Source organism: Chryseobacterium sp. HNCC26DJ238 (assembly GCF_057180465.1).
Window position 1 is genome coordinate 276,015 of the sequence record NZ_JBXUGI010000002.1, and the last position, 25,323, is coordinate 301,337.

At 36.7% G+C, this 25,323-nt stretch carries 25 protein-coding genes; 13 read left to right on the forward strand and 12 right to left on the reverse strand.

Annotation, left to right across the window (positions count from 1 at the left end; genetic code table 11):
• Nucleotides 1-87: 87 nt before the first annotated feature.
• Nucleotides 88-1,227 (reverse strand): acyl-CoA dehydrogenase family protein, encoded by a 1,140-nt coding sequence (locus AC2A07_RS02900; RefSeq protein ID WP_314490918.1) that lies wholly within the window; start codon nucleotides 1,225-1,227, stop codon nucleotides 88-90.
• Nucleotides 1,228-1,416: 189 nt separating this feature from the next.
• On the opposite strand from AC2A07_RS02900, the gene AC2A07_RS02905 reads away from it, so the two are divergent.
• From AC2A07_RS02905 to purF, 5 genes are all read left to right on the forward strand, one after another.
• Nucleotides 1,417-3,282, forward strand: a complete 1,866-nt coding sequence (locus tag AC2A07_RS02905; protein WP_484049127.1) for an endonuclease — start codon at nucleotides 1,417-1,419, stop codon at nucleotides 3,280-3,282.
• A gap of 109 nt (nucleotides 3,283-3,391) precedes the next feature.
• Complete coding sequence (locus AC2A07_RS02910; protein WP_314490924.1) at nucleotides 3,392-3,997, forward strand: SatD family protein; 606 nt, start codon at nucleotides 3,392-3,394, stop codon at nucleotides 3,995-3,997.
• Between the two features lies 1 nt (nucleotide 3,998).
• Nucleotides 3,999-4,694: a DUF3307 domain-containing protein gene (locus AC2A07_RS02915; protein ID WP_484049128.1), complete on the forward strand. Its 696-nt coding sequence runs from the start codon at nucleotides 3,999-4,001 to the stop codon at nucleotides 4,692-4,694.
• A gap of 69 nt (nucleotides 4,695-4,763) precedes the next feature.
• A complete protein-coding gene (gene purC, locus AC2A07_RS02920) occupies nucleotides 4,764-5,486 on the forward strand; it encodes a phosphoribosylaminoimidazolesuccinocarboxamide synthase (protein ID WP_484049129.1) in 723 nt (240 codons plus the stop codon).
• A gap of 139 nt (nucleotides 5,487-5,625) precedes the next feature.
• Nucleotides 5,626-7,125, forward strand: coding sequence for an amidophosphoribosyltransferase (gene purF, locus AC2A07_RS02925; RefSeq protein ID WP_314490934.1), 1,500 nt, complete (start codon nucleotides 5,626-5,628; stop codon nucleotides 7,123-7,125).
• Between the two features lie 71 nt (nucleotides 7,126-7,196).
• On the opposite strand, the gene AC2A07_RS02930 is transcribed toward purF, so the two are convergent.
• The 3 genes from AC2A07_RS02930 to aroB form a co-directional block, all read right to left on the reverse strand.
• On the reverse strand, nucleotides 7,197-7,913 hold the full coding sequence (locus tag AC2A07_RS02930; protein ID WP_484049130.1) for a porin family protein: 717 nt from the start codon (nucleotides 7,911-7,913) through the stop codon (nucleotides 7,197-7,199).
• Between the two features lie 231 nt (nucleotides 7,914-8,144).
• Nucleotides 8,145-8,801: a porin family protein gene (locus tag AC2A07_RS02935; protein WP_484049131.1), complete on the reverse strand. Its 657-nt coding sequence runs from the start codon at nucleotides 8,799-8,801 to the stop codon at nucleotides 8,145-8,147.
• A gap of 249 nt (nucleotides 8,802-9,050) precedes the next feature.
• Nucleotides 9,051-10,097 carry a 3-dehydroquinate synthase gene (gene aroB / locus AC2A07_RS02940; RefSeq protein ID WP_484049132.1) on the reverse strand — a complete coding sequence of 349 codons (1,047 nt, stop codon included), beginning with the start codon at nucleotides 10,095-10,097 and terminating at the stop codon, nucleotides 9,051-9,053.
• Between the two features lie 390 nt (nucleotides 10,098-10,487).
• On the opposite strand from aroB, the gene AC2A07_RS02945 reads away from it, so the two are divergent.
• Nucleotides 10,488-11,450, forward strand: a complete 963-nt coding sequence (locus AC2A07_RS02945; protein ID WP_484049165.1) for a pseudouridine synthase — start codon at nucleotides 10,488-10,490, stop codon at nucleotides 11,448-11,450.
• A gap of 156 nt (nucleotides 11,451-11,606) precedes the next feature.
• On the opposite strand, the gene pncA is transcribed toward AC2A07_RS02945, so the two are convergent.
• On the reverse strand, nucleotides 11,607-12,212 hold the full coding sequence (pncA, locus tag AC2A07_RS02950; protein ID WP_484049133.1) for a bifunctional nicotinamidase/pyrazinamidase: 606 nt from the start codon (nucleotides 12,210-12,212) through the stop codon (nucleotides 11,607-11,609).
• Between the two features lie 393 nt (nucleotides 12,213-12,605).
• Between pncA and AC2A07_RS02955 the strand changes: the two genes are divergently transcribed.
• The 5 genes from AC2A07_RS02955 (at nucleotide 12,606) to AC2A07_RS02975 (ending at nucleotide 15,903) form a co-directional block, all read left to right on the forward strand.
• Entirely contained in the window at nucleotides 12,606-13,748 is a 1,143-nt protein-coding gene (locus AC2A07_RS02955) for a DEAD/DEAH box helicase (RefSeq protein WP_314490948.1), read from the forward strand.
• 193 nt (nucleotides 13,749-13,941) lie between these two features.
• A complete protein-coding gene (locus AC2A07_RS02960; RefSeq protein ID WP_484049134.1) occupies nucleotides 13,942-14,478 on the forward strand; it encodes a YfiT family bacillithiol transferase in 537 nt (178 codons plus the stop codon).
• Nucleotides 14,472-14,933: a DUF1569 domain-containing protein gene (locus tag AC2A07_RS02965; RefSeq protein WP_484049135.1), complete on the forward strand. Its 462-nt coding sequence runs from the start codon at nucleotides 14,472-14,474 to the stop codon at nucleotides 14,931-14,933. The genes AC2A07_RS02960 and AC2A07_RS02965 overlap by 7 nt, the downstream gene beginning before the upstream one ends.
• Nucleotides 14,930-15,313, forward strand: a complete 384-nt coding sequence (ytxJ, locus tag AC2A07_RS02970) for a bacillithiol system redox-active protein YtxJ (RefSeq protein ID WP_484049136.1) — start codon at nucleotides 14,930-14,932, stop codon at nucleotides 15,311-15,313. The genes AC2A07_RS02965 and ytxJ overlap by 4 nt, the downstream gene beginning before the upstream one ends.
• Nucleotides 15,310-15,903 (forward strand): Crp/Fnr family transcriptional regulator, encoded by a 594-nt coding sequence (locus AC2A07_RS02975; protein ID WP_314490959.1) that lies wholly within the window; start codon nucleotides 15,310-15,312, stop codon nucleotides 15,901-15,903. Before ytxJ ends, AC2A07_RS02975 begins: the two co-directional genes overlap by 4 nt.
• Before the next feature lie 9 nt (nucleotides 15,904-15,912).
• On the opposite strand, the gene AC2A07_RS02980 is transcribed toward AC2A07_RS02975, so the two are convergent.
• The gene (locus AC2A07_RS02980; RefSeq protein WP_314490962.1) at nucleotides 15,913-16,263 is read right to left on the reverse strand and encodes a hypothetical protein; all 351 of its coding nucleotides are present in this window, start codon (nucleotides 16,261-16,263) and stop codon (nucleotides 15,913-15,915) included.
• A 33-nt stretch (nucleotides 16,264-16,296) separates the two neighbouring features.
• Nucleotides 16,297-16,803 (reverse strand): pyridoxamine 5'-phosphate oxidase family protein, encoded by a 507-nt coding sequence (locus tag AC2A07_RS02985; protein WP_484049137.1) that lies wholly within the window; start codon nucleotides 16,801-16,803, stop codon nucleotides 16,297-16,299.
• A 354-nt stretch (nucleotides 16,804-17,157) separates the two neighbouring features.
• Between AC2A07_RS02985 and AC2A07_RS02990 the strand changes: the two genes are divergently transcribed.
• Nucleotides 17,158-17,772, forward strand: a complete 615-nt coding sequence (locus tag AC2A07_RS02990; protein ID WP_314490967.1) for a cyclic nucleotide-binding domain-containing protein — start codon at nucleotides 17,158-17,160, stop codon at nucleotides 17,770-17,772.
• Nucleotides 17,773-18,030: 258 nt separating this feature from the next.
• On the opposite strand, the gene AC2A07_RS02995 is transcribed toward AC2A07_RS02990, so the two are convergent.
• Complete coding sequence (locus AC2A07_RS02995; protein ID WP_314490971.1) at nucleotides 18,031-18,624, reverse strand: cyclic nucleotide-binding domain-containing protein; 594 nt, start codon at nucleotides 18,622-18,624, stop codon at nucleotides 18,031-18,033.
• 322 nt (nucleotides 18,625-18,946) lie between these two features.
• On the opposite strand from AC2A07_RS02995, the gene AC2A07_RS03000 reads away from it, so the two are divergent.
• Nucleotides 18,947-19,249, forward strand: coding sequence for a LuxR C-terminal-related transcriptional regulator (locus tag AC2A07_RS03000; protein WP_314490974.1), 303 nt, complete (start codon nucleotides 18,947-18,949; stop codon nucleotides 19,247-19,249).
• Nucleotide 19,250: 1 nt separating this feature from the next.
• On the opposite strand, the gene pdeM is transcribed toward AC2A07_RS03000, so the two are convergent.
• The 4 genes from pdeM to AC2A07_RS03020 form a co-directional block, all read right to left on the reverse strand.
• Nucleotides 19,251-19,895: a ligase-associated DNA damage response endonuclease PdeM gene (pdeM, locus tag AC2A07_RS03005; RefSeq protein WP_484049138.1), complete on the reverse strand. Its 645-nt coding sequence runs from the start codon at nucleotides 19,893-19,895 to the stop codon at nucleotides 19,251-19,253.
• 35 nt (nucleotides 19,896-19,930) lie between these two features.
• Complete coding sequence (locus AC2A07_RS03010; protein WP_484049166.1) at nucleotides 19,931-22,339, reverse strand: ligase-associated DNA damage response DEXH box helicase; 2,409 nt, start codon at nucleotides 22,337-22,339, stop codon at nucleotides 19,931-19,933.
• A gap of 247 nt (nucleotides 22,340-22,586) precedes the next feature.
• Nucleotides 22,587-24,167, reverse strand: a complete 1,581-nt coding sequence (locus AC2A07_RS03015; RefSeq protein ID WP_484049139.1) for an ATP-dependent DNA ligase — start codon at nucleotides 24,165-24,167, stop codon at nucleotides 22,587-22,589.
• 97 nt (nucleotides 24,168-24,264) lie between these two features.
• Nucleotides 24,265-25,293: a ligase-associated DNA damage response exonuclease gene (locus AC2A07_RS03020; protein WP_484049140.1), complete on the reverse strand. Its 1,029-nt coding sequence runs from the start codon at nucleotides 25,291-25,293 to the stop codon at nucleotides 24,265-24,267.
• Nucleotides 25,294-25,323 lie beyond the last annotated feature (30 nt).

Below are 25,323 nucleotides of genomic sequence, written 5' to 3' on the forward strand. Positions count from 1 at the left end.
TAGATATACGGCAAAAATATCAATCAATATATAAAAAAACAGCTCATGCATTAGACATGAGCTGTTTTTTATATATTTTAAAGAAAACTATTGAGTAATATCTCTTCCTATCACCAATCTCTGTATCTCTGAAGTTCCTTCTCCTATGGTGCACAATTTTGAATCTCTGTAATATTTTTCTGCAGGGAAATCTTTTGTATATCCATAACCACCGAAAATCTGCACTGCATTGTTTGCAATTCTCACACAAGCCTCAGAAGCATATAGTTTTGCCATAGCTCCTTCTTTAGTCATTTTCTGCTTGGCATTCTTCAGAGTTGAAGCTCTCTGAATTAAAAGTTCTGCTGCATCAATTTCTGTTGCCATATCTGCAAGCATAAAATTGATAGCCTGAAACGTAGCAATTGATTTTCCGAACTGATGTCTTTCTTTAGCATATTTTAAAGCAGCTTTGTAAGCTCCTCTTGCTGTTCCTAAACTTAATGCAGCGATAGAAATTCTGCCACCATCTAAAATCTTCATGGCCTGTTTGAAACCTTCTCCCACTTCTCCTAAACGGTGAGAATCAGGTACCCGTACATTGTCAAAAATAAGCTCAGCAGTTTCTGACGCACGCATTCCCAATTTATTTTCTTTTTTACCTGAAGTAAATCCTGTCATTCCTTTTTCAAGAACAAAAGCGGTTGAGTTATTTTTAGCACCGATTTCACCGGTTCTGGTCATTACTACAGCAATATCTCCTGAAATTGCATGGGTAATAAAGTTTTTAGCACCATTGATGACCCATTCATCACCATCTTTTACAGCAGTCGTAGACATACCCCCGGAATCAGATCCTGTATTATGTTCTGTCAGTCCCCAGGCTCCGATTACTTTTCCGGTTGCCAGCTGCGGGAGCCACTTATTTCTTTGTTCTTCATTTCCAAACTCATAAATATGGTTGGTACATAATGAGTTGTGAGCCGCTACAGAAAGTCCGATTGAAGGATCTACCTGAGAAATCTCATCAAGGATGGTCACATATTCATGATAACCCAGACCGGAACCGCCATACTGCTCAGGAATCACGATCCCCATAAACCCCATGTCACCCAGTTGATGAAATAATTCTTTTGGGAAAGTCTGACTTTCGTCCCACTCCATAATATTCGGTCTGATATTTTTCTCAGCAAATTCTTTTGCTGTTTCAGCTATCATTTTAATGTTGTTGATAGTTTCTGTATTCATATTAGATAATAGTTAGTGCTCAAAGATACTTAAATTGCGGAAATACAAAAAAAAATAATTATAGCCGGGAAAATCTTTTCTCAGTCTTTTAATAATCAGTTTTTTACCATAAAAATTAATATAACATTAATAGAGTATGACCGATTAGATTATTATAATTTATTACTTTAGTCGGACAATTTTTAAAGAATGAAAAAATTTCTACTTTCTGCTTTTTTAATTTCATCGTATACATTTGCACAAATTCCGGCAGGATACTATGACGGTACTGCAGGATTATCAGGATACGCCCTGAAATCTAAAATACAGGAGATCATCTCGACAAAAAACGTCAGTTGGAGTTACGGAGATCTTCCCGCTTACTACAATCAGACGGATCTTGATAAATATTATGATCATGGTGCCGCCAATACGACCATTTTATTAGATATCTATTCTGAAATTCCATCAGGTCCTGATGCTTACGAATATACATCTGCCAACTTAATCAGCACTTCCGGAGCAGAAGGTCTGGGCTACAACAGAGAACATGTAATTCCTCAAAGTACATTTAACAGTAATTATCCGATGTATTCTGATCTGCATTTTGTTATTCCTACGGATGCAAGAATTAATCAGTTACGCAGCAATTATCCTTACGGTATTGGTAATTCTACTGTCCACTACACTTTTACCAATAATTCAAAAATTGCAAACAGTGCAATCCCGAATTATGTTTACAACAGCAGGGTGTATGAACCGATTGATGAATTTAAAGGAGATGTTGCCAGAATGCTGCTTTATTTTGCAGTGCGGTATGAAAATAAATTACCTTCTTTTAATCATGTTACCCAAATAAATCCTGCCCTTGACCGATCTGCCTTTGACGGAACAGCAGAGCGGGCATTTGATCCCGCATATATTGCCATGCTTCTCCAATGGAATCAGCAGGATCCGGTTTCTCAAAGGGAAATTGACAGGAACAATGCTGTCTATACAATTCAGAAGAACAGAAATCCTTTTGTTGACAATCCGCAATGGGTCAGCTTAATATGGGTACAGAGCCCGGATACAACAGTTCCGCAGCCACCTCTGAATTTAAATTCTGCACAGTCCGGTCCCTACTATGCCACTATTTCCTGGTCTCCCAGTACCAGCTCTGATGTTTTAGGGTATCATATTTATCAGAACGGTGTTTTTCTGACTTCGATAAAATCTACATCCATAACCATAGATCACCTGAATCCTTCCACGTCTTATTCCTATACGGTAAAAGCATACGATGAAGGATACCTGCAATCTGCAGACAGTAACAGCATTACAGTGATCACTCCTGCTGCAGATAACAGTGTGAAGGATCTCTTTATCATGAAGTATATTGAAGGAACCGGCAACAACAAAGCTCTTGAAATCGTCAATAAAACCGGACATGAAGTAAACCTGAACAGATACAGCATCAGAGCTCAGTATTATAACAGTATTTCAGGCACCTATTATTACGCAAACAGTTTCGAACTTGAAGGTAAGATCGGCAATAACCAAAGTTTTGTGATTCTTAATCCTAAGTCTTTGCTGTCCTGTTATACGAATACTGATGCACAGTTTCTCACAGCTGCAGAAGCATTGGCTTTCTCAGGTACTCAGTATGTAGAATTATTATACAGCTCAACAACGGTAGATGCCATCGGAAGCAAATTTATGAGTAATACCAATTCAAATGTTTCATTATACAGAAAATCCACAGTTAATCAGCCAAATCCGGTATTCAGTATCAGTGAGTGGGATTCTTACGCAGCAAACTACTGCCAAAATTTAGGAATCCTTTCTACATCAGAAAATTTACATGAAGAAAGGGAAAATTTTGAAATCTATCCAAACCCTGCCCATGATTTTATCTACATAAAAGGAGATCTGCAAAATGATGATAACATACAGATTCTGGATTTTTCAGGAAAACTGATCAGCACAGAGAATAAAATGTCTGATAATCATAACAAGATTTCTGTACAGCATTTACAAAAGGGAAATTATCTTTTGAGAATAAACAGAAAAACATATCATTTTATAAAATACTGAGTAAAATAATCAAACAGTATTGATATAAGCAGATTCACTAATAATTAATATCTATAAGTGCATCTGCTTATATTTTTTATATATAAGTATTTATGCTTATATTTGCAAAATGATAGCGGTCATCACTGGTGATATTATTAATTCGCAGCATGCAGACACTGAAGTTTGGATTACCAAACTAAAAAATCTTCTTGGAAAGTGGGGAAGTGCCCCACAGGCATGGGAAATTTACAGAGGAGATGAATTTCAGTTCAAATGCGGTATAGATGACGTGTTCTGGCGTTTTCTGGCTATCAAATCCCTTATAAGAAGTCAGGAGAATTTAGATGTAAGAATTGCTATCGGCATTGGTGAAGAAAATTTTTCATCAGAAAAAATCACCGAATCCAATGGAACAGCCTATGTGAATTCAGGAAGATTATTGGACGACCTTAAAAATGACGGACATACGGTTTCAATCAAAACCTCCAATGATGCCCTAAACAGGGATCTTAATATTCTTCTCAAATGGGCATCAAAAGATTTTGACACCTGGACTATGGCAACTGCTGAAATTATTCATGAAATGATTATGAATAATGATATAACGCAGGAAGATCTTGCAAAGAAATTCACGATATCACAATCGTCCATCAGTCAGAGGCTGAAACGCGCCAACTATGATCTTATCGTAGAAACCAATCAATATTTCAGAAAGAAAATTTCAGAACTATAACATGATATTTACTCAACTCATATTGGCACATTTACTCGGAGATTTTATTCTTCAGCCAAATTCATGGGTTTCAGATAAAGAAAACAGGAAATTAAGAAGTAAATATTTATACCTTCATGTTCTCATTCATACGGTTTTAAGCCTTGTTTTTCTGTGGGATCTCAAATTGTGGCCAATAGCAGCAGTTGTCGGGATTTCACATTTGATCATTGATGCAGCAAAACTTTATTTTCAAAAACGCAGCACAAAAAAAAGGTGGTTTTTCATCGATCAGCTTTTGCACATTGCCGTGATATTGGGAGTGGCTTTTTATTATAATGAATTTGATTTCGGAATTTTAAAAGATCAGAATACAATAAAAATAATTATAGCCGCATTGTTTCTTACAAGTCCTGCCTCCATTATGATCAAAATGCTGCTGTCTTCCTGGACACCTGTCGCAGAAGAACAGAGCAGTGTACAAACCGAATCTTTATCAAGTGCCGGAAAATATATCGGAATATTAGAACGTCTTTTGGTATTCACATTTATTGTGGTCAATCATTGGGAAGGAGTAGGTTTTATGGTTGCTGCAAAATCTGTGTTCAGGTTCAGTGATCTTGCCCAGGCAAAACAGAGAAAACTCACAGAATATGTACTCATCGGCACCTTACTGAGTTTTGGGATGGCGGTATTAACAGGAATTTTAATTAAGTAAAATAATATAAATCTAATGCAGAAACGGAAGTCGTAGATTCGCGGATTCCTTTAAAAAAAAGTAAAAATTATGAGTCAAAAGAAAGAAATGTTGTATGAAGGTAAGGCAAAACAGGTATTTGCTACTGACAATCCTGATGAAGTAGTTGTTCGTTTTAAGGACGATGCTACAGCATTTAACGCTCAAAAAAGAGGGTCTGTTGATTTGAAAGGTGAAATGAACAATGCCATTACCACTCTTATTTTTGAATATTTAAATGAAAAAGGGATTAAAACTCATTTCATTAAGAAATTGGACGAAAGAGAACAGTTGGTGAAAAAAGTGTCAATTATTCCTTTGGAGATGGTGGTAAGAAACTATTCTGCAGGAAGCATGGCACAGAGATTAGGTGTTGAGGAAGGTATAAAATCTCCGGTTACCATTTTTGATATCTGCTACAAGAAAGACGATTTGGGAGATCCGCTGATTAATGATCACCATGCAGTTTTTTTAGGTGCTGCTACCTATGAAGAATTGAAAGAAATGTATGCATTGACTGCAGACATTAATGAAATCCTGATCGACCTTTTTGATAAAATGAATATCATTTTAGTTGATTTCAAAATAGAATTAGGTAAAACTTCTTCAGGTGAGATCATTCTTGCCGATGAGATTTCTCCGGATACATGCAGACTTTGGGATAAAGATACCATGAAAAAACTGGATAAAGACAGATTCAGAAGAGATCTTGGCGAGGTTACTGAAGCTTACGTTGAGATCTACAACAGACTGAAAACTCTGCTTGGTAAGTAAACTTTCAGATGTACGATATCAGAGCTAACCTTTAGCGCTGAACAAATGATTTGTTATTCAACAAAAAATAAATTTGAAGTTAGATTTTAGTCTGAAATCCAATATCTGACTTCTGCTAGCTATAATAGAAAAAATAGAAATGAAAAGTTTAGACATTCATAAAAGTGAATATTTAAAACAGTTTGAAACTCAAACTTACGGAAGGAATCTTTTCAGAACACAGGAAGAAGAAAGGCTTGATGCTCCCAATGAGGAGTGCGGTATCTTCGGAATGTATTCAGATAATGATCTCGACACGTTTTCTCTTTCGCAGTTTGGGCTTTTTGCTTTGCAGCACAGAGGTCAGGAGGCTTGTGGTATTTCTGTTCTCAAAGACGGGAAAATTACCAACATGAAAGATGAAGGTTTGGTTCTGGACGTTTATAAAGAGATACAGAATCCTGAAACTTTTATGGGAAATTCTGCAATCGGTCACACCCGTTATACCACTGCAGGAGACAAAAAGAAATATAATTTCCAGCCGTTTTTCGCCAAAAACGAATATGACCAGATTATACTTTCTATCGCTCACAACGGTAACTTAACCAATGCGAGGGAATTAAAAACAGAACTGGAGGCAGAAGGTGTTGTTTTCAGAGCCACTTCAGACTCTGAAGTAATCCTGAGACTGATCCAGAAAAATCTTGACTTAGGACTACGCGGAGCCATAAAGGCAACCATGGAAAAAATTGAAGGCGCTTACTCTGTTGTAGGAATGACAAGAAATAAATTTTTTGCGTTCAGGGATTTCAACGGAATCAGACCCCTGGTTTTGGGTGCAGTAGATGAGAAAACATACGTTGTTGCTTCAGAATCTGTTGCTTTAGACGCTGTTGGAGCTCAATATGTGAGGGATATCTTACCCGGTGAGATCATTTATACCAATGAAAATGAACCTGGAAAGCTGAATTCTTATATGGTTAATGAAGAAAGGGGAAAACAGAGAATCTGCTCTTTTGAATATATTTACTTTGCAAGGCCTGACTCAACGCTCGAAAATATAAATGTTTACGAAATAAGAGAAAAATCCGGCGAAAAAATATGGGAGCAAGCTCCTGTGGAAGCAGATATCGTGATCGGAGTGCCTGATTCAGGGGTTCCCGCAGCAATTGGCTTTTCAAAGGCTTCAGGCATCCCTTTCCGCCCGGTTCTGATCAAAAACAGATATATCGGAAGAAGTTTTATCGTTCCGACTCAGGAGATGAGAGAGAGGGTAGTCAATCTGAAACTGAATCCTATCATTTCTGAGATTAAAGGAAAAAGAGTAGTCATTATTGACGACTCAATCGTTCGGGGGACTACTTCCAAAAGATTGGTCAAAATTCTGAAAGAGGCAGGCGTAAAAGAGATTCATTTCAGAAGTGTATCTCCGCCCATTATTGCACCGTGTTACTTAGGAATAGATACTCCTTCCAAAGATGATTTAATCTCTGCAAATATGTCTACAGAACAGCTGAGAGATTATTTGGGAGTAGATTCTTTAGAATTTTTAAGTACAGATAATTTAAAGGAAATCTTAGGATCGTCAAACCACTGTTTTGGATGTTTTACAGAAGAATATCCTGTGGGAAAAGGAGAAGAAATAGAATTATTCAGCTAAAATTCTTTCAATAAAAATAAAATGTCAGACTTAAATTTTAAGTCTGACATTTTTATTAATAGAGTTATTATTTAAAATTTATAATTTAAACCTAACTGAAATCCTCTGTTGGTATTAACATTTTTCTGTGCATCAGTTGCAGCATCAGAATTATTGGCAATATGAGTAAGGCTGTTTACATATCTTGCATTGATACCAAGGTTAGGCGTGAAATAGTATCCTAAACCAAGACCAAATCCGAGATTAAACTTCTTAATATCATCTTTGTTGATCGACTCAGATGATGATTGCGACTGAGTGGTCGTGTTGCCTGCCAAAGTAGTTGTAACAGTCTGCTCACCTTTGTTTTTACCGTCAACGAAATAGCTAACTTCCGGACCTGCCTCAATGTAAAAATTATCAGCCGGCTTCATTTGCAGCATCACAGGTACTGAAATATAATTCAGTGTCGTTGAAAAATCGTTTTTCGTTCTTACCGTTGTCGTACCTGTTGTAACTTCTGTATCAGAGATCACACTTTTTGCTCCCATCTGGTTATACAATACCTCAGGCTGTAAAGCAAATTTCTGAGATAAAGGAACATTTACAAAAACTCCGGCATTGAATCCTAATTTCTGATTTTTGGCATTAAGTTGCTGTTCGCTGAATTGAGTTGCTGTGGCAGCACCTTTAATACCGAATCTTACAGGTTCCTTAGTTTTCATTGGCTGAACGGATACTGTTTCTACTTCCTGTGCAAACATCAATGATCCGGCAGCAACTGCCATTCCTAGAAATAACTTCTTCATAATCTTCTTTTTAAATTTTATTGTTTTTAATTATCTAATCATTCATTAATGGATGACTGACAATCTTTTTTTGTCTGATTGAATAATTGAATATCTATAGCACCCAGTCGAAGTGACAAATCTCATCCTGTACAAGTGCTATAAAAGTTAAATAAAAAAGAGGTTAGGTCTCATTATAAAACCTGACCCCCTTTTTATTGAATTAGAATTTGTTTAATGAATATATAAAGCTTAGAATTTATAAGCTAAACCTACCTGAAATACATTGTTTCTGATAGCATCACTGTTAGAAGGTCTGTCTTTAGCAATATCCGTAACACCTGCAACATATCTTGCCGTTAAACCAAGATTGTCTGTAAAATAATAACCAGCACCTAAACCGATACCTACATTAAATGTATTTAACTGATCTTTATAATCTCCGGTCGTATTTAAAGGGTCATTATTACTTTCGTTTTTCAATTTGTTTTTAGCGCTCACTAAAAATCCGAAGTCCGGACCAGCTTCAACATATAAATTAGGGATAAAATTATACTGGAACATCACAGGTACAGCTATATAATCCAGATGTCTTGCATAAGAGATTCTATCATTTGAAATTGGAGCTCTGTAATCATACTTATCTCCATATTGCGTATATAAAACCTCCGGTTGAATGCTAAAAGACTCTGCTATTGGAATATTAGCAAATACCCCTGCATTGAAACCGATTTTAGATCCCTGGTCTTCCAGTGAGCCATCATCTGATAAAGAAGAAACGTTCATTCCCCCTTTGATACCAAATCTAACATCTGATGAAGACATTGATCTTGTTGTTGTAGTGGTAGTCGTTTGAGCAAATGCTAATGAACCTGCTGTAACCGCCAGTCCTAAAATTAACTTTTTCATAACTTTAAATTTTTAATATTTACTATTTTTCAATTTTAATTTTTACTGTCAATTTTCAACTTTGACGAGTGGTATCTTTCAAATTGTCTGCCAAAGTTGAAAAACAGTGTTTTCAAATAAAAAAATCCATCTGAATAATCAGATGGATTCTATATATTGTATTAAATATCAGTTAATTAGATGAGCGTTATAATTATTATGCTAAAAATAACATTTATCAATATTTAATATTTTAAGATGCTTTAAAATTTAAAATGTGCTGAGTTTTCTGTAAAAATCTAAAGATTTTTGAATGTTTTCAGTACTGCATTCATGATCAAAAACACAACTGCCAATACCCGATAATAATGAAAAATTGATTTTGCTTTCAACATTCTTTTTGTCATTAAGTAATAGGCTGAAAATATCTTCATCTTTAAAATCACTCAGATCTATAAATGAATAATATTTTTGAATGTTTGTAATAATAATATCACAGTTTTCCTGAGATAATAATCCTTCCAGAAATGATAAATGGGTTTCACAGATCATTCCAAGTGCCACAGCTTCACCATGTAGAACCGGATTTTCTTTTTCTAAGCATAAACTTTCTACGGCATGACCTATGGTATGACCGAAGTTTAAAGTCTTTCTTACATTCTTTTCATGAAAATCCTTTTCCACAACCTCCCGTTTTACATCCATTGAAGTTTGAATATGAGGAAGAATCCCATCAACATCCAATTTCTGAAGCTGAATAAGATTTTCCCAATGTACAGGATCTGCAATCAGTCCATGCTTGAGCATTTCAGCAAAACCACTTCTCAGTTCCTTAAAGGGAAGAGTTTCCAAAAACTGAGGATATACAAAGATCTTTTCAGGAAAACTGAAAGTACCTACCATGTTTTTATAATGCATCAGATCAATTCCTGTTTTTCCTCCAATAGAGGCGTCACACATAGATAGTAGAGTAGTTGGAATATTGATAAACTGAATTCCTCTTTTATAGGTAGAGGCAATAAATCCACCCATATCTGTTATAACTCCGCCACCTAAATTGATAATCAGCGCCTTACGATCGGCCTTCATTTCTGTTAAAATTTCCCACAGCTGGGTAACGGTCTGGATGTTTTTCATTTCTTCACCCGGCTCAACTTCTAAAATTTCGAAACTGATTTCTGTTTCAAGGTGGCCCAAAAGCAAAGGAAGACAATACTCATGCGTATTTTCATCTACAAGAATAAATATTTTGCTGAAAGTCTTTTCAGTAAGAAAATCGTTTAACTGAGAAAAGTTACGGTCTAATAACGTGATCATTTTTTGATTTTTAAACAAATTAATAAGCAAACAATTGTACAAAGTTATGATTCTTAATTTCTAACTCGTAACTAAATCACTATCTTTGCAAAAATATTTAGAATGAGCAGAGACAATAATAATTCAGGAAGACCAAAAAAACCGAGATCTTCAACAAGAAATTCGGATAGTCCTCGCTCTCCTAAATCTGGAAATTCTTCAGATTCAAAATCTTTTAAAAAGCCATTCTCTAAAACGGGTGGAAGAAGTTTTGAACCAAAAGACAGAGATGAAAACGGCTCATCAAAATTTGATAAAAAGCCCTTCAGCAGAAGTGACAGAGATACAGACAGCTCTAAAACTTTCAAAAAGCCTAATTCTAGGAGATCTGATACAAGTTATGAGAGTCGAATGGAAAAAAAGTACTCAAAAATTGAAAAAGAACCATTTGTATCCAACCAAGGTGAAGAGAAAAAGTCTTTTGGCAAAACTAATTTCAAAAGAGGTGGTGAAGGAAGAAGCAGCTCAGATGCAAGAGGAAAATACGAAAGAGGCAGCTTAAAATATGGGAGAAGACCTGGCAGCACAACTGACAGAGATGACGACAGAGCAAGATCTTTTGTACAGAAAAGAAGATTCAAAAAGGTTGAAAAAGACGTTCACAAAGATACGATCCGTCTAAACAAATATATCGCTAACTCAGGAATTTGCAGCAGGAGAGAAGCTGATGACCTGATTATTCAGGGATTGGTAGAAGTAAATGGACAGGTAGTTACTGAAATGGGATACCAGGTTGAACAAACCGACAAAGTGGTTTTCGACGGACAGGGCATTACCCCGGAAAAACCGGTTTACATCCTTTTGAACAAACCTAAAGGGTATATTTCGACAACAAAAGATGACAAGGCAAGAAAAACCGTAATGGATCTTGTAGCCAATGCATCACCGTACCGCGTATTCCCGGTGGGAAGACTGGACCGTTCTACAACAGGAGTGATTCTTCTTACGAATGACGGACACATGACCAAGAAACTGACGCATCCATCTTTTGACGCGAAAAAAATCTATCACGTAACTTTGGATAAAAAGCTGACCAATGAAGACATGAAACTGATTGTAGAAGGGATTCGCCTTGAAGAAGGGATTGCTGTCGTAGACCAGATTTCATTTATTGAAGGAAAACCTAAAAACGAGATTGGAATGGAGATTCATATCGGTTGGAATCGTGTGATCAGAAGAATTTTCCAACGATTAGGGTACGAGGTCGAAGCATTAGACAGAGTAATGTTCGCCGGAATGACTAAGAAAAATATCAAAAGAGGACACTGGAGAATCCTTACAGATCTGGAAGTGAATACTTTGAAAATGCTTTAATAAAGCTTACATTACAAATCAAAAAAGACGCAGATAATTTTTCTGCGTCTTTTCTGTTTATTCTAATTATCCGTTCAGCCTGTTATTTTTTGAGGAATTTAACCCTTCAAAGTTTCTGCAACCTTATCTGGAATTCTTACAAGCCTGTCAAATAGGCTACCCCAAAACCGTCACCCCTTTCTGTATCATTTCGAAAATGGCATCTTTACCGTTGTCCGGTTTTACGTTTACGGCACGGGTTCCGTTAAAATGAAGGCAGGTAATATATCCGTTCGATACAGCATCAGTTGCAGTAAATTTCACGCAGTAGTCCAATGCCAAACCAACAATTTCGACTAACTTAATGTCATGGTACTTTAAAAAATCATCCAGTCCGGTCTTCATAAAATGATTGTTATCCTGAAACCCGCTGTAAGCGTCAATTTCAGTATTTTTACCTTTTTGTATAATATGCGTTACTTTTTCCCTGTTTAAATCTTTATGGAATTCTGCACCAAAAGTGTCTTCCACGCAATGATCAGGCCACATAAATTGCGGAACTCCGTTCAGGATGATGCTTTCACCTACCTTTCTGCCGTTATTACTGGCAAAACTCCTGTGATTGGCCGGATGCCAGTCCTGAGTCAGAACGATCTGGTCATATTCATTTTCTTCCATCAGAAGATTGATATACGGAATTATTTCATTGGCTCCCGGTACAGCGAGTGCTCCTCCCTCACAGAAATCATTTTGTACGTCTACTATAATTAATGCCTTTTTCATCTGCAAATATTTATGATGATTGAATTTTTTACTAATTGATGAATTGTAGTATTCAAAAAATTATCCAAATTTTAAATATCGGACAAAACGGCATTTCTATATTTTAAGTAAAATGTAGATGAATAAAGTTTTATCATTCCTAAACGTGTCTTGTATTTTCAAATTTTCTTATTTCAAAAAAAAGTGAAATATTTTATTGGGAACCATTCAACGGCTCTGTCAATATTGATTTCATTTTCCTTGAGAATCCATCCTTCCTGCCAGTATTTTAAGTTTTTTAGAGAAAGCAGGATAAAATCTTTTGTAATTGATAAGATATGCTGTACAATAAGATATTTTCAGTTTTGGAAATAACAATTCCCAATAGCTTATCTTTGCCGTAAATAAGTATTTATGTCATTTGAATCGTTAGGATTATCAAACAATATTATTCATTCAGTAAAAAAGCTGGGATACCTGAAGCCGTTTCCAATACAGGAACAGGCAATACCTGTTATTCTGCAGGGCAAAGACCTGATGGGAATTGCACAGACAGGTTCAGGTAAGACAGCCTGTTTTGTGATGCCTATTTTAGAAAAATTACAAAACGCGGAAGTTAAGAAAGACAGGAATATCCAGGTTTTAATATTGGTTCCCACCCGTGAATTGGCGATTCAGATTGATGAAGTCTTCAGGGCTTTTACAGAAAACCTAAAGAGGGAAGTCCGTACGATGGCAGTATATGGCGGCGTCTCGATCAACCCCCAGATGAAAGGAATGTTTGGCGTTGAAGTTCTTATCGCAACACCCGGCCGTTTACTGGATTTGATTGAGCATAATGCACTGAGCATTTCAGGGATCCGACATCTGGTGATTGATGAAGCGGACAAAATGTTTCAGTTAGGCTTTGGGGATGAGATGAACAGGCTTTTCGGAATGATGCCGGTCATCAAACAGACCACATTATTTTCTGCGACTTTAGATGACAAAGTTTCTGAAATGAAACAGCGTCTGTCTATCAATCCTGTACTTATTGAAATTAAAAAAGAAGAAGTTGAGATAGAGCATATTGAACAGCTGGCCTACCATGTTTCTCCTGAAAATAAAGGTCCGTTTCTGCGGTACCTGATTAAGGAGAAAAAAGTGGAAAAAGCATTAATCTTTGTTTCATCTACAAAAGCAGCAGATAACCTGGTTGAAAAACTGAAGAAAAATAAGATCAAAGCAGTTGGAATTCACAGTCAGAAATCTCAGGGCGCACGGAGAAATAATTTAGAGGAATTTAAAGTGAACGGTGCTCAGATTTTGGTAGCAACCGATCTGATCGGGAGAGGTATCCATATTGAATCTCTGCCGTGTGTGATCAATTACGAATTGCCGCGTTCCCCTCTGGATTACATTCACCGAATCGGAAGAACAGGCAGGGCAGGAGAAAAAGGAACTGCCATCACTATCCTGACAGATGATGAGCTGCAGCACTTCAGAGTTATTCAGAAAAAAATGGGCAGGAAAGTAACCTTACAGAGAACAGAAGGCATTGACTTACATGGCTATTAAAAGAAAAGCTTTCAATTGAGTAGACTGAAGGCTTTTTAATGAATTTTTTAATCCGAAAAATTCTACATTCCGATCTATATTTAATTTTTTTTCATTTTTAAATTCTCAAATTTTCAATACATTTACAAAAAACTTTTACTCAGAAACTGCTTGAAATAAAAGATCACGAAGCAGTATTCAAATTATTATTAAAATGAACAATTTAGAGAATAAAAAATTCCCCATCGGAAAATTTCAGGAAAAGGGTACTGATTGTGACATTGAACTGGATAAGCATATTAAAGTCATCAAAAACTTTCCCGAAAAGTTAAAAAAACTGATCGAAGATTTTTCTGATGAACAGTTGGATACTCCCTATAGGGAAGGAGGGTGGACTGTAAGGCAGCTGGTTAACCATTTGGCAGACAGCCATGCAAACAGTTTCATCCGTTTCAAACTTGCTTTGACAGAAGAAAACCCAACCATTAAACCTTATCATGAAGCTCAGTGGGCAGAACTTCAGGACAGTGCAAACATGCCTGTAAAACCTGCTATGAGAATGCTGAAAGGAATTCACCAGCGATGGTATGTATTACTGAAAACAATGACGAACAGACAGTTTGAAAGAACTTTTCATCATCCTGAACAGGAAAAAGATCACAATCTCAGGTATTTTTCAGCAATGTATGCGTGGCACTGCAATCATCATTATGCCCATATTGAAAATTTAAAGATCGAGAAAGGTTGGTAAAAAAAAGTCTTCATAACAGAAAAGATTTTGACGAAATTGTTACCAGAATAACGTTACTTTCTGAACATTCTCAAAGAAAATGGGGCAGGATGAAGGTGGCTCAGATGCTTACCCATTGTGAGTTGATTCTTCAGGTACCACTGAAAAAAATCATTCTTCCCAAAACAAATTTTGTTATAAGAGCGATCGGAATTTTAACAAAAAAAGAAATTCAGATGTTTAATAACGGAATTCCGCCCAACATGCCGAGTTTTCAAAAACTAATTGTTAATTTTGACTGTGATTTTGAAACAGCAAAAATGAATCTTCTGAAAACGCTTAACGAATATGTGAAAGCTTTCGAAAATCATCAGCTGCCGGACAGTCACGCACTTTTTGGACAAATGAATGAAAAAGATTGGGGATTTTTAGAATACAAGCACCTCAATCATCACTTGAAACAATTTTATGTATGAGTTTTTTTGATAAAATATTCGGAGGAAAACAGGAGGAAGTTCAGTCTAAATCTTTCTGGAATGTAATAGAATCTGAACAGGATCTTGAAGAAGCAATTAAAAAATCCCATTCGGGAAAAATTGCTATTTTCAAACATTCTACAAGCTGCTTCATCAGCAAAACTGTTTTAAGAAATTTTGAAAAAGAAATAGATGAAGCCGACGAACATGGTGCCACTCTATTTTTTTTAGATCTTTTGGCACACAGGAATCTTTCCAATAAAATCGCTGAGGATTTTGGCATACGCCATGAAAGCCCGCAGTTGATTGTTATCGAAAACGGTAATGAAATCAATAATGCATCTCATCAGGATATCACTTTAAGCCAGATTACCTTATGAGTAATATGACGCAATACTTATCAAAAGTATTTGAAGTTCCTGCAGAAAGGCTGAATCTCTGCAGTATTCATTATGAGATAAAAAAAATACCCAAAGGAGAATACCTTCTGCAGTATGGTGAAATCTGCCGAAATACATTTTTTGTGGAAAAAGGACTTTTAAGAATGTATTCGATTGACAAAAATGGAAAAGAACATATCATTCAGTTTGCACCGGAAAACTGGCTGATTGGAGACAGAAGCAGTCTTTATTTCAGTGAAAAATCCAACTATTATATAGAGGCTGTGGAAGATTCGGAAGTTTCTGTCTTATCTCGTGATTTTTTTAATAAACTTCTTGAAGAATTCCCAAACAGCATCGAAAAAAGTGATCTTGTTCTTCAGAAACATGTAAAAAGTCTGCAGGACAGAATCAATTCTTTACTTGGTGAAACTGCTGAAGAAAGGTATCTTAAGTTTATCAGAATGTATCCTGATCTGTTATTAAGGGTTCCACAATGGATGGTAGCATCTTATCTCGGCATTACTCCGGAAAGTTTAAGCAGGGTGAGGAAAGAACTGGCTAAGAAAAACTTTATAACGGATAAATGATCCTGTAATTCAGTCATTATTTAATATATTCATCAGTCTGGTAAGGTATTCCTGCTCCATCACTACTTTTTCAAAAGATTTTTTGGCATATACCGGGCACACCTGATAACTGTCCTGTTGATGTGCAGATATGTCATTTTCTACAAATCCTCCGAAATTAAGAGCGTATTCCCTGATAAACTGATCAATGGTATTCCGTTTACGGTCACAGAGTGTACTGCTCTGGATTTTTTGCAGAGAAGTAAGAATAAAAGACTGATCACCGGTAAAATTGATGATATTGGTGATCAGTTTTAAACTTTCATGTGGCATGCTGCTCAATTCCTGTCGAACAGCATGCGGTTGGTCTTCAAAAATCATGGCTGCATAGTTTTAGTGTTTAAGGTGACAGCCCTATATTGTAGCTTTTCCTTCAACTCCGTCAGAGTTATCGGTTTTGTGACCAGTCACTGCGGCAGTTACAAAAGTTAACATACTTACCAGTTTTCCTGCTTTTGTATCCCAGTAATAGCTTTCCTTAGGTTCTACCCTGATAATAGAGACATTAGGATCGTCCTTACCGTCAAACCATGCATTGGCCATTGCCGACCATTTTTCTTCAATGGTTGTTTTGTCTTTATAAATAGTAGCTTCACCGAAAACAGAAAGGTATTCAGAATCACTGTTATTCATAAAGAACAGCTGAACTCTGCGGTCATCCATAATTTCAAAATTTTTATTGCTGGCATCGCTGCTGATGAACCATAAATTTCCTGATTCATCTGTTTCCTGAAGTCCCATTGGTCTTGAAGTGATTGGTAATGTTTCAAGATCTGTAGCAAACATACAGAATTTTGCTTTTTCCGAAAGTTCTTTGATTTTTTTAATCGCATCAACGTGCGCTAAATTTTCTGTTGACATAATATTAATATTTTAATGTGATGATAATAAAAAAAGAGAAGTGGTTGTTTCTCTTGTTGTCAGACCTTTTTCCGACTGAATGTTCAACGTCAAAAATCTAACCAAATGTAAAGTAAACACAAAAAAAATCTAAAAATAGTGAAGTTATGTATATAAGATTGTAATTTTATGCTTAAATTATGATTCAAATCATAATCAATTTTTCGCTGATGTCATAATATTCGAATAATTTTGAAAGAGTAAATGAAGTATATCATAATGCTTATGAATTTGAATCAGTTCAAAATAATTATACAATAAAAATCCGGTATTTGATATATTGATAAAAACCGCTTTAAAACCATGATAAATGATATGAAAACCATTAGCTGTACGAAACTGGATGAAGATCTTTTAAAATCTTTCGGAGGTGAAATAAAACATTTTAAAGAGGGTGATAAAATTTTTCAGCAGGGTGAAATTCCGATGTATTATTTTCAGATTACAGAAGGAAAGGTAAAAGAAAACAATCAGGATCTTGATGGAAGAGAATTTATACACAACATTTTAGGTCCCGGTCAGAGTTTTGGAGATTCTATGCTGTTTATCGACAAAAGGTATCCGATCAATGCAGAAGCAATTACAGGGCTTACCGTGATCAGACTTTCAAAGTCAAACTTCCTGAATCTTCTTGAGAAGCATCCTGAAACGTCAGTTCAGATCAATTCCTGTATGTCTCAGAGAATGCATTACCAGTTTATTATGATGCAGAATCTTGCTTCGAATGATCCGGTAATCAGACTCACCGGTTTACTGGAATATCTTAAAAGTTTTCACAATGACGATATTCCTTTATCATTTCAGATTCAGTTAACGAGGCAGCAGATTGCCAATTTGACCGGTCTTCGGGTTGAAACGGTCATCAGAACCATTAAGAGAATGGAAAAGGACAGTGTTGTGAAAATTGAAAAAAGAAAGATTTTCTTCTGATTCACCAATACTTTGATTTTTTTGAACTTTAAAATTCCCCCGACTGAAGCTGAGTAGATGATTCAATTTCTTGACTAATATGTTTTACAGTTCAAAATAATGAAAATGTATGCAATCAGCAGAAAACCAAGCTAATAAAAAGAAAGCAATGCAATAGATCATACAGCAGAGATGAAGGGTCAGGCATTGCAACCCCAATGGAGGAATGATTTTCACAGATAATGAAATCAACAGATAAATAAAACAGGGCAGGAAATATCAGAAAAATATTTTCCTGCTTTTTATTTTAAGGATCTCATTCTTTTCCATATTTTTCGTAACTCTAATCACCGTTTCTACACTTAATCCTGTGAGATAGGCCAGCTGTTGCCTGGTATATGGGATCTGAAATGAATATTGTGACTGATCCTGATATTGCTCTTTAAGATAATTCATCAAAGTAGTCAGTTTATTTTCAGGGTTTTCAAACGACATACTCTGCATCATGATGTATGTGTAATACATATTTTCTGAAATGTCACTTACCACTGTTTCATACAGTTCAGGATTCTGCTTTAAAAGATTGAGGTAACTCTGCTTTGACATTCTGACCAGCCTGCAGTCTTCGATGGCAATTGCACTGATAGGATAGGGTCTTTGTAAAAAAAGGGCGTTTGGAACAATGCTGCCTCCTTCGGAAAGGATTCCCTGGATAAATTCTTTTCCCTGATCATTGATGTTATTGATCTTAACCTTTCCATGCTGTATCTGAAAATAATAGGCAGGCGTATCGCCTTCCGCAAAAATAACCTCTCCAGCTTTAAAATTTTTAGAATCTGCACCGTGAGAAAATAAGATGTCTTCCTTAATCATAAATCATTATAACTATTAAAACATTTATGAATGTCCCTGAAATTCACTTTAAACAGGGCTGTTTTAATAAGTTGTAAAGAAAAAATAATTTTTGTTAACAGTGAATTAATAGCCTACCACACAGATACCACAAAATTTTGAAAAAACAGACAGCTTGATTTTTATCCATCGTGATTTCAATCATAAAAAGTCAGCGATATAATCTAATATATTTGATGGTTGATTAATTGTTGATCAGCAGAATAATCATTGAAAGATTTAAAAATTCAAACAAAAAGTTGTAAACTTTTAAATGATGAAGTTAAAAATTAATTGAGAAAATATGGTGAAAAATTTGGCAGAAGAAGAAATTATAAGATTAGCTAAAGACAATTCTCCCCGACTCCTGAGTAAATTCAAAGTCTCACATCCTGCTTTTTTTGAAAAACTGGCAGCAATACAGCCTAACCTGCAAAATTCTGAACTGATATTTTGCATTTATCTGAAATTGAATCTGACGACGAAAGAAATTGCAACGTATACATTTGTAACTCCGAAAGCCATACAAAACAGAAAAAACAGGATCAGGAAAAAACTGAATATTTCTTCGTCAGTTGATATCTACAAGTGGTTTCATGAATTTTAATTCATATTTCATAGATATCCGAATCAGTAAAAACAAAATACATTCCTTTTTTAGGGATGTTTTTTGTATCTAACCCAGTGAATTCGCTGAATGCAGGCAATAATAACTGTCTGGAAGTCTGAGCAAAACACGGGAGTTTTATTTTCTTTACTGGAGAATTAATGACATAACCTGGATGAATATGCCCGGTAATCTGAAATTTTGGATTGGAACGGTCAAAGTCATGAACAAATGCTATATCACCCAATTCCAATGATTCAGATTTGAAATCAAGACAGAGTTTTCGTTCGAGAGTTTTAGAAATCCGATCATGATTTCCTTCGACAAGACAGAATTTGACATCAGGATACTGTTTTTTCCAGGTGCAGAATTCATCCACATCAGAATTGTTTCCTGCATGAAGCAGATCACCGACAATAATGAATTTCTCCGGCTGAAAATAAGCAATAAGAACCGACAGCCGGTCTAAATCATTTTTCATGATGTGATTTGCCAAGGCAATTCCGTTTTTTCGGAAATGAGCGGTTTTACCAATATGTAAATCGGAAAAAATGAGTGCTTTTTCCCTTTCCCAGAATAAAGCACGCTGATTGGTAAGGGTAAAGGTTTCGTCAGTAATGGATATGTTTTTTGTAGCTATGTTCATAATAGATATTAGAATGGGAGAATGAGGATAAAGATTTAGTCGTCTTTAATATTTCTTCCGGACTGTTTTATTAATTTCTGAATCCTCGCATCCAGATTCTCACTCGTTAAAGTCTGTCGTAAACTGTCAACTTTAATCGGAAAACTAAGTGGTGTAAATTTGTTGGAACGTTTCAGAATAAATTTAGATTTTTCGATTCTTTTAAAAGCTTCTACCAGCCGCTGTTCCTGCAGCTGCATATTGAAAACTTCGGTGTAGGCCTGTCGGACAAGGAAGTGATTGGGATCGTAATCTTCAAGCACTTTAAAGATAAGTCCTGCCGAACTCTGCAATGCTTTGTTCGAACGCTGCTGTCCGGGAAAATTCTGAACGACCATTCCTGATATAACAGCGATATCCCTGAATTTTCTCCTTGCCATCTCAGCAGAATTAATACTGGAAATGACATCAACCATCAGATTATCCCTTGTCAGTATTTTGTCCAGATTATCTTCATTAAGCGGAATTTCTTTATCACTGAACAATTCAAAACCATAATCATTCATTGCCATTGAAAAAGAGATCGGCGCCAGTTTTGAAATTCTGTAAGCAATCAGGGCTGCCATTACTTCATGTACTAAACGCCCTTCAAAAGGATACATAAAAAGATGGTATCCTTCACGGTTTTTAATCATTTCGACCAGAAATTCATCCTCTCTCGGAATGTGTGAACGCTTTTCCTGATTGGCTAATAATGGATGCAAAAATTTCAGTTCTTTCTCTGAAGCTTTTGGATTTAGTGCGCCTGATAATTTTTCTCTCAGAAAATGCCCGAGATTTGAACTTAAGGGCAATCTTCCTCCCAGGTAACTCGGTGCCTGTGCTTTTCCTTTTGACATCCGTACAAAAACCGTCATATCTTTGATCATTGCCACTTCCAGAACCCGACCTGCAAGAATAAATTTTTCTTCTTTTTTCAGCCTTGAAATAAAATATTCCTCTACCATACCGATGTATCCGCCGGAAATGAATTTGACTTTCAGCATTGCATCACTCACAATTGCTCCCATATTCATTCTGTGGAGCATGGCTATTTTTCTCGAAGTTACTTTGTGAAGACCATCTTCCATCACCACTACCTTATGATATTCTTCGTAATTTTTCAATGCACTGCCGCCGATTGTTAAAAAATCGATGATCCCTTTCCATTCCTCATCCCGGATTTCCTGAAAAGTATAGACTGTTTTTACTCTCTCATACACTTCAGCAGGCAGAAATCCATCACCGACCGCAAGCGTCATTAAAAACTGAACCAGAACATCAAAGCATAAAACCACCGGCTCACGGGGTTCAATCACTTTCTGTTTTACCGCTTCCTTTAAAGCAGCTACTTCAATCAGTTCAAGAGAATGGGTAGGGACACAAAATATTTTAGACGTCTCAAAAGGGGAGTGCCCGCTTCTTCCTGCACGCTGCAGAAATCTCGCTACACCTTTGGCTGATCCGATCTGGATCACGGTATCAACAGGCTTAAAATCGATCCCTAAATCTAAAGATGACGTTGAAACTACTGCTTTTAATTTACCTGAACTTAAATTTTCTTCAATCCAGATCCTCAGATGGGCATCAATCGAACTGTGATGGATCGCAATCTGTCCTGCAAAATCAGGATAGGCATTCAGCAACAGCTGATACCACATTTCGCTTTGGCTCCGGGTATTGGTAAAGACAATGGTTGATTTAGATTCTAAAATTATCGGCACCACTTTATCTGCTAATTTCTGACCCAGATGTCCTGCCCAGGGCAGCAGTTCCACTTCGTCAGGAAACACAGAGATGATATCAATCTTCTTCTGTTCTTTAGCTGTAATTTTTGTTTTTTTTATGTCATAGGGAATCAGAACATCCTGAGCTTCCTCAAGATTTCCAATAGTCGCCGTAATTCCCCAGATTTTAAGCTTAGGCACATAATGGAAGAGCTGGGAAATGCCCAGTTCTATCATCACCCCCCGTTTTGATCCTAACAGTTCATGCCATTCATCTACCGCTATGCAGTGCATGCTGTTAAAAAAGCGCTGATGATTTTTCTGAGCGAGAAGCAGGTGCAGACTCTCGGGAGTAACCACCAGGATTTCAGGCATGTTTTTAACCTGCTGCTGACGAACCTTTGGATCAGTATCTCCATTTCTTACCCCAACTGCCCAATCAAGCCCAATCTCGTCAATCGCTTCCTGCATTGCTTTGGCAATATCTTTTGACAGAGAGCGGAGTGGGGTGATCCAGATCACTTTAAGCCCTTTTTTATATTTATCCGGATAGGTAAGAAAATCTGAAATAAGGGCCAGAAATACTGAAAAAGTTTTACCGAACCCCGTCGGAGCAACCACCATTCCGCTGTATCCACTACCGAATTTTTTCCAGGTATCCACCTGAAATTTGAATGGAGAATTGCCTTTTTCCATCATCCAGTTTTGAATGATTTTATAGCCTTCAGTATTTTCGTAATTGCTCAAATTTTGTTAATTGTAGTATTTAAACGCCAGGAATACTGATTATTTTTGACATTCCCCTGTATCTATTTTTGTTGGTAAAGACATTCTTTCAGATGATTTAATCGGTATGTAAATCAAATATTATACGAGTTCAAACTTCTTTGCTGACTGACTTTATTTAAAAATATTAAAAGAATCTTTACGCATATGATATTAAAAATTACTGTATCAATTTCTTTATTTCTTCAATATCATCAATGTCATTTACAGTCTTATCTTTCCTCCATCGAAGGATTCTCGGAAAACGCAATGCTACACCACTTTTGTGACGGTTGCTGAATCCAATTCCTTCGAAAGCAATTTCAAAAACGAGTTCAGCTTTTACTGTACGGACAGGACCAAATTTTTCAATTGCATTTTTATTGACAAATTTGCTGACCTCCATGATCTCTTTATCAGTAAGTCCGGAATAAGCTTTGGCTATAGTTACCAAAGCATCTCCGCTTTTTACGGCAAAACTGTAATCAGTGTAATACGCACTTCTTCTTCCGCTTCCTTTCTGTGCATAAATTAAAACGGCATCAATCGTTAACGGACTGATTTTCCATTTCCACCAATCTCCTTTTTTTCGTCCGGAATGATAATGCGAATTTTTCTGTTTAAGCATCAGACCCTCACTGTTGATTTCACGGGAATTTTCCCTGATCAAATCTAACTGGACCCAGTCCGTAAAATCAATAGCTTGTGAAATTTTTATATTTTCCGGAGCCTGGTTCAGCAATAATTCCTCTAACATGGCTCTTCTGCCCGACATGGGTTTTTCTCTCAGATCTGTTCCTTCAAGTTCGAGGATATCGTAAGCAAAGACTTCGATCGGAATTTCAGAAAGCATTTTTTTAGTTAAAGTTTTACGGTTCAATCGCTTCTGTAATTCATTAAAATTTAAAACATTACCTTCCTTTACCGCAAGTATTTCTCCATCAATGACAAAGTTCCCTTTCATCGATTTAACCGTTTCTGCAATTTCAGGGAATTGTTCGGTGACGAGCTCTTCTCCTCTTGACCAGATAAAGACTTCATCATTTCTCCTGATGATCTGTCCACGGATTCCGTCCCATTTATATTCTGTGAGCCAATCTTCAGGACTGCCCAGTTCTTCCAGTTCTTTTTCGAGAGGATAAGCAAGACAGAAAGGATAAGGCTTGGAATTATCGGGATTGATATTTTCGGCAGAGATCAGTTTCCGGAATGACACTTCATCGGGCTGCCATTTTCCCATCAGGCTATGCATTAAAGTACTGGCTTCCTGACCTGAAAATTTGGTAAGTGAATTGATCAGCGTTTTTGAAGAGACCCCTATTCTGAAACTTCCGCCCAGCAGTTTATTAAAGATAAGGCGCTCTGTATAATCCAACCCGTTCCAGGAGCTTAGAACAAACTCCTTCTTTTCTTCTTCAGTTTTATTTTTAAGGGCGATGATCTCATTCATCCATTCTGAAAGCGTTTTTTCAATTTTTTCGGCTGGCGGAGGAAGGATCAAAGAAATGGTTTCCCCTAAATCTCCAACCGAAGAATAGCTTTCCTGAAATAGCCAGAATGGGAGTTGAGTAATTTCAAGAGCCCATTCTTTCATATAATTGGTATTGACATTCCGCTTCGGTCTTTTACCGGTAAATAAAGCAATAAACCACAGTTTATCATCATCCGGGGCACGCTCAAGATAATCGATGATGGCATCGATTTTAGCATTGGTTTTATTCGTGCTCTCCAGGCCGTTGATGAGTTCTGCGAAATTTTTCATTTCTTATTTTTTGTTTGTTGGACGTATTATCATCCTTTATTATTAACAGGTCGCTCCTACGGAGCTTCCCGAAGTATGAAAGGTAGTTTAATTCTGATTAGTCGTCGTTTTTTTCTGATGCGCTTTCTTTTTCAACGACTTCCTCGTCATCGTCACCGTATAATGTTTCTACAACATCCGATTTTATACCCAGCTCATTCAGATATTTTGAAAAGACTTCGGTCTGTCCATGCGTTACGTGTACGATCTCGGCTTCAGTAGCTTTAATGGCCTGTAACAGCCCCTTCCAGTCTGCGTGATCACTCATTGGAAAGCCGGCGTCCATACTTCGCCATCTTCTGGCACCGCGAACCTGCATCCAGCCTGAGCAAATCGCTGTGGCGGCATCCGGAATTTTTTTGATGACATTGCTGTCGAGCAAAGCGGGCGGAACGATAACGATGTCGCCTGCAACGTGTTTGATACTCTCCCTGAAATCCGGCACTTCATATTCAGGAAGTACAATTCCGACTTCTTCAAAAGCTTTATTAAGTTTCCCGATCGAGTAGTGTACATGGATTTTTCCCATGCCTTCAACAGCCTTCATTATCCTTTGGGCCTTTCCAAGGGAATAGCCTATAAATACAGATGTTTTTTGGTTTTCCTGATTTCTCAGGACCCAATTCTGAAGCTTTTTATTGAGATCAGGTACTTCTAACCAGTTGTAAATAGGAAGCCCAAAAGTACTTTCAGTGACAAATTCATTACACCTGACCAATTCAAAAGGAGTACTTAAACCGTCATCCTGAACTTTATAATCACCGGATATAACACTGACATAGCCTTTGTATTCAAGACGGATCTGTGCAGAACCGATAATATGTCCTGCAGGATGCATAGAAAGTTTGACGCCGTTGATATCCAGAACTTCACCATACTGTAAAGTCTGGCATTCGATATCAGGAGAAATTCTCTGATGAAGAATAGGTTTTGTAAAATGATGGCAAAGGTACTTTTTCATTCCCCACCGGGCATGATCTGCATGACCATGGGTGATCACTGCAAAATCAACAGGACGCCACGGGTCAATGTAAAATTTTCCCTTAGGACAGTATATTCCTTTATTTGTAAATGTGATTAGTTTCAAGAGAGATTATGTTATTGTTTTTGAATATTC

Excerpts from the sequence above, each read along its gene's own strand:
- AC2A07_RS02905 (WP_484049127.1), top strand. The coding sequence starts at position 1,417 with ATGAAAAAATTTCTACTTTCTGCTTTTTTAATTTCATCGTATACATTT.
- ytxJ (WP_484049136.1), top strand. The coding sequence starts at position 14,930 with ATGAGTTTTTTTGATAAAATATTCGGAGGAAAACAGGAGGAAGTTCAG.
- AC2A07_RS02935 (WP_484049131.1), bottom strand. The coding sequence starts at position 8,801 with ATGAAAAAGTTAATTTTAGGACTGGCGGTTACAGCAGGTTCATTAGCA.
- AC2A07_RS02980 (WP_314490962.1), bottom strand. The coding sequence starts at position 16,263 with ATGATTTTTGAAGACCAACCGCATGCTGTTCGACAGGAATTGAGCAGC.
- AC2A07_RS02930 (WP_484049130.1), bottom strand. The coding sequence starts at position 7,913 with ATGAAGAAGTTATTTCTAGGAATGGCAGTTGCTGCCGGATCATTGATG.
- AC2A07_RS02975 (WP_314490959.1), top strand. The coding sequence starts at position 15,310 with ATGAGTAATATGACGCAATACTTATCAAAAGTATTTGAAGTTCCTGCA.
- AC2A07_RS03010 (WP_484049166.1), bottom strand. The coding sequence starts at position 22,339 with ATGATGGAAAAAGGCAATTCTCCATTCAAATTTCAGGTGGATACCTGG.
- AC2A07_RS02910 (WP_314490924.1), top strand. The coding sequence starts at position 3,392 with ATGATAGCGGTCATCACTGGTGATATTATTAATTCGCAGCATGCAGAC.
- purC (WP_484049129.1), top strand. The coding sequence starts at position 4,764 with ATGAGTCAAAAGAAAGAAATGTTGTATGAAGGTAAGGCAAAACAGGTA.
- purF (WP_314490934.1), top strand. The coding sequence starts at position 5,626 with ATGAAAAGTTTAGACATTCATAAAAGTGAATATTTAAAACAGTTTGAA.
- AC2A07_RS02955 (WP_314490948.1), top strand. The coding sequence starts at position 12,606 with ATGTCATTTGAATCGTTAGGATTATCAAACAATATTATTCATTCAGTA.
- AC2A07_RS02995 (WP_314490971.1), bottom strand. The coding sequence starts at position 18,624 with ATGATTAAGGAAGACATCTTATTTTCTCACGGTGCAGATTCTAAAAAT.
- AC2A07_RS02915 (WP_484049128.1), top strand. The coding sequence starts at position 3,999 with ATGATATTTACTCAACTCATATTGGCACATTTACTCGGAGATTTTATT.
- pncA (WP_484049133.1), bottom strand. The coding sequence starts at position 12,212 with ATGAAAAAGGCATTAATTATAGTAGACGTACAAAATGATTTCTGTGAG.
- AC2A07_RS02985 (WP_484049137.1), bottom strand. The coding sequence starts at position 16,803 with ATGTCAACAGAAAATTTAGCGCACGTTGATGCGATTAAAAAAATCAAA.
- aroB (WP_484049132.1), bottom strand. The coding sequence starts at position 10,097 with ATGATCACGTTATTAGACCGTAACTTTTCTCAGTTAAACGATTTTCTT.
- AC2A07_RS02945 (WP_484049165.1), top strand. The coding sequence starts at position 10,488 with ATGGAAAAAAAGTACTCAAAAATTGAAAAAGAACCATTTGTATCCAAC.
- AC2A07_RS02900 (WP_314490918.1), bottom strand. The coding sequence starts at position 1,227 with ATGAATACAGAAACTATCAACAACATTAAAATGATAGCTGAAACAGCA.
- AC2A07_RS02960 (WP_484049134.1), top strand. The coding sequence starts at position 13,942 with ATGAACAATTTAGAGAATAAAAAATTCCCCATCGGAAAATTTCAGGAA.
- AC2A07_RS03000 (WP_314490974.1), top strand. The coding sequence starts at position 18,947 with ATGGTGAAAAATTTGGCAGAAGAAGAAATTATAAGATTAGCTAAAGAC.
- AC2A07_RS02990 (WP_314490967.1), top strand. The coding sequence starts at position 17,158 with ATGAAAACCATTAGCTGTACGAAACTGGATGAAGATCTTTTAAAATCT.
- pdeM (WP_484049138.1), bottom strand. The coding sequence starts at position 19,895 with ATGAACATAGCTACAAAAAACATATCCATTACTGACGAAACCTTTACC.
- AC2A07_RS03015 (WP_484049139.1), bottom strand. The coding sequence starts at position 24,167 with ATGAAAAATTTCGCAGAACTCATCAACGGCCTGGAGAGCACGAATAAA.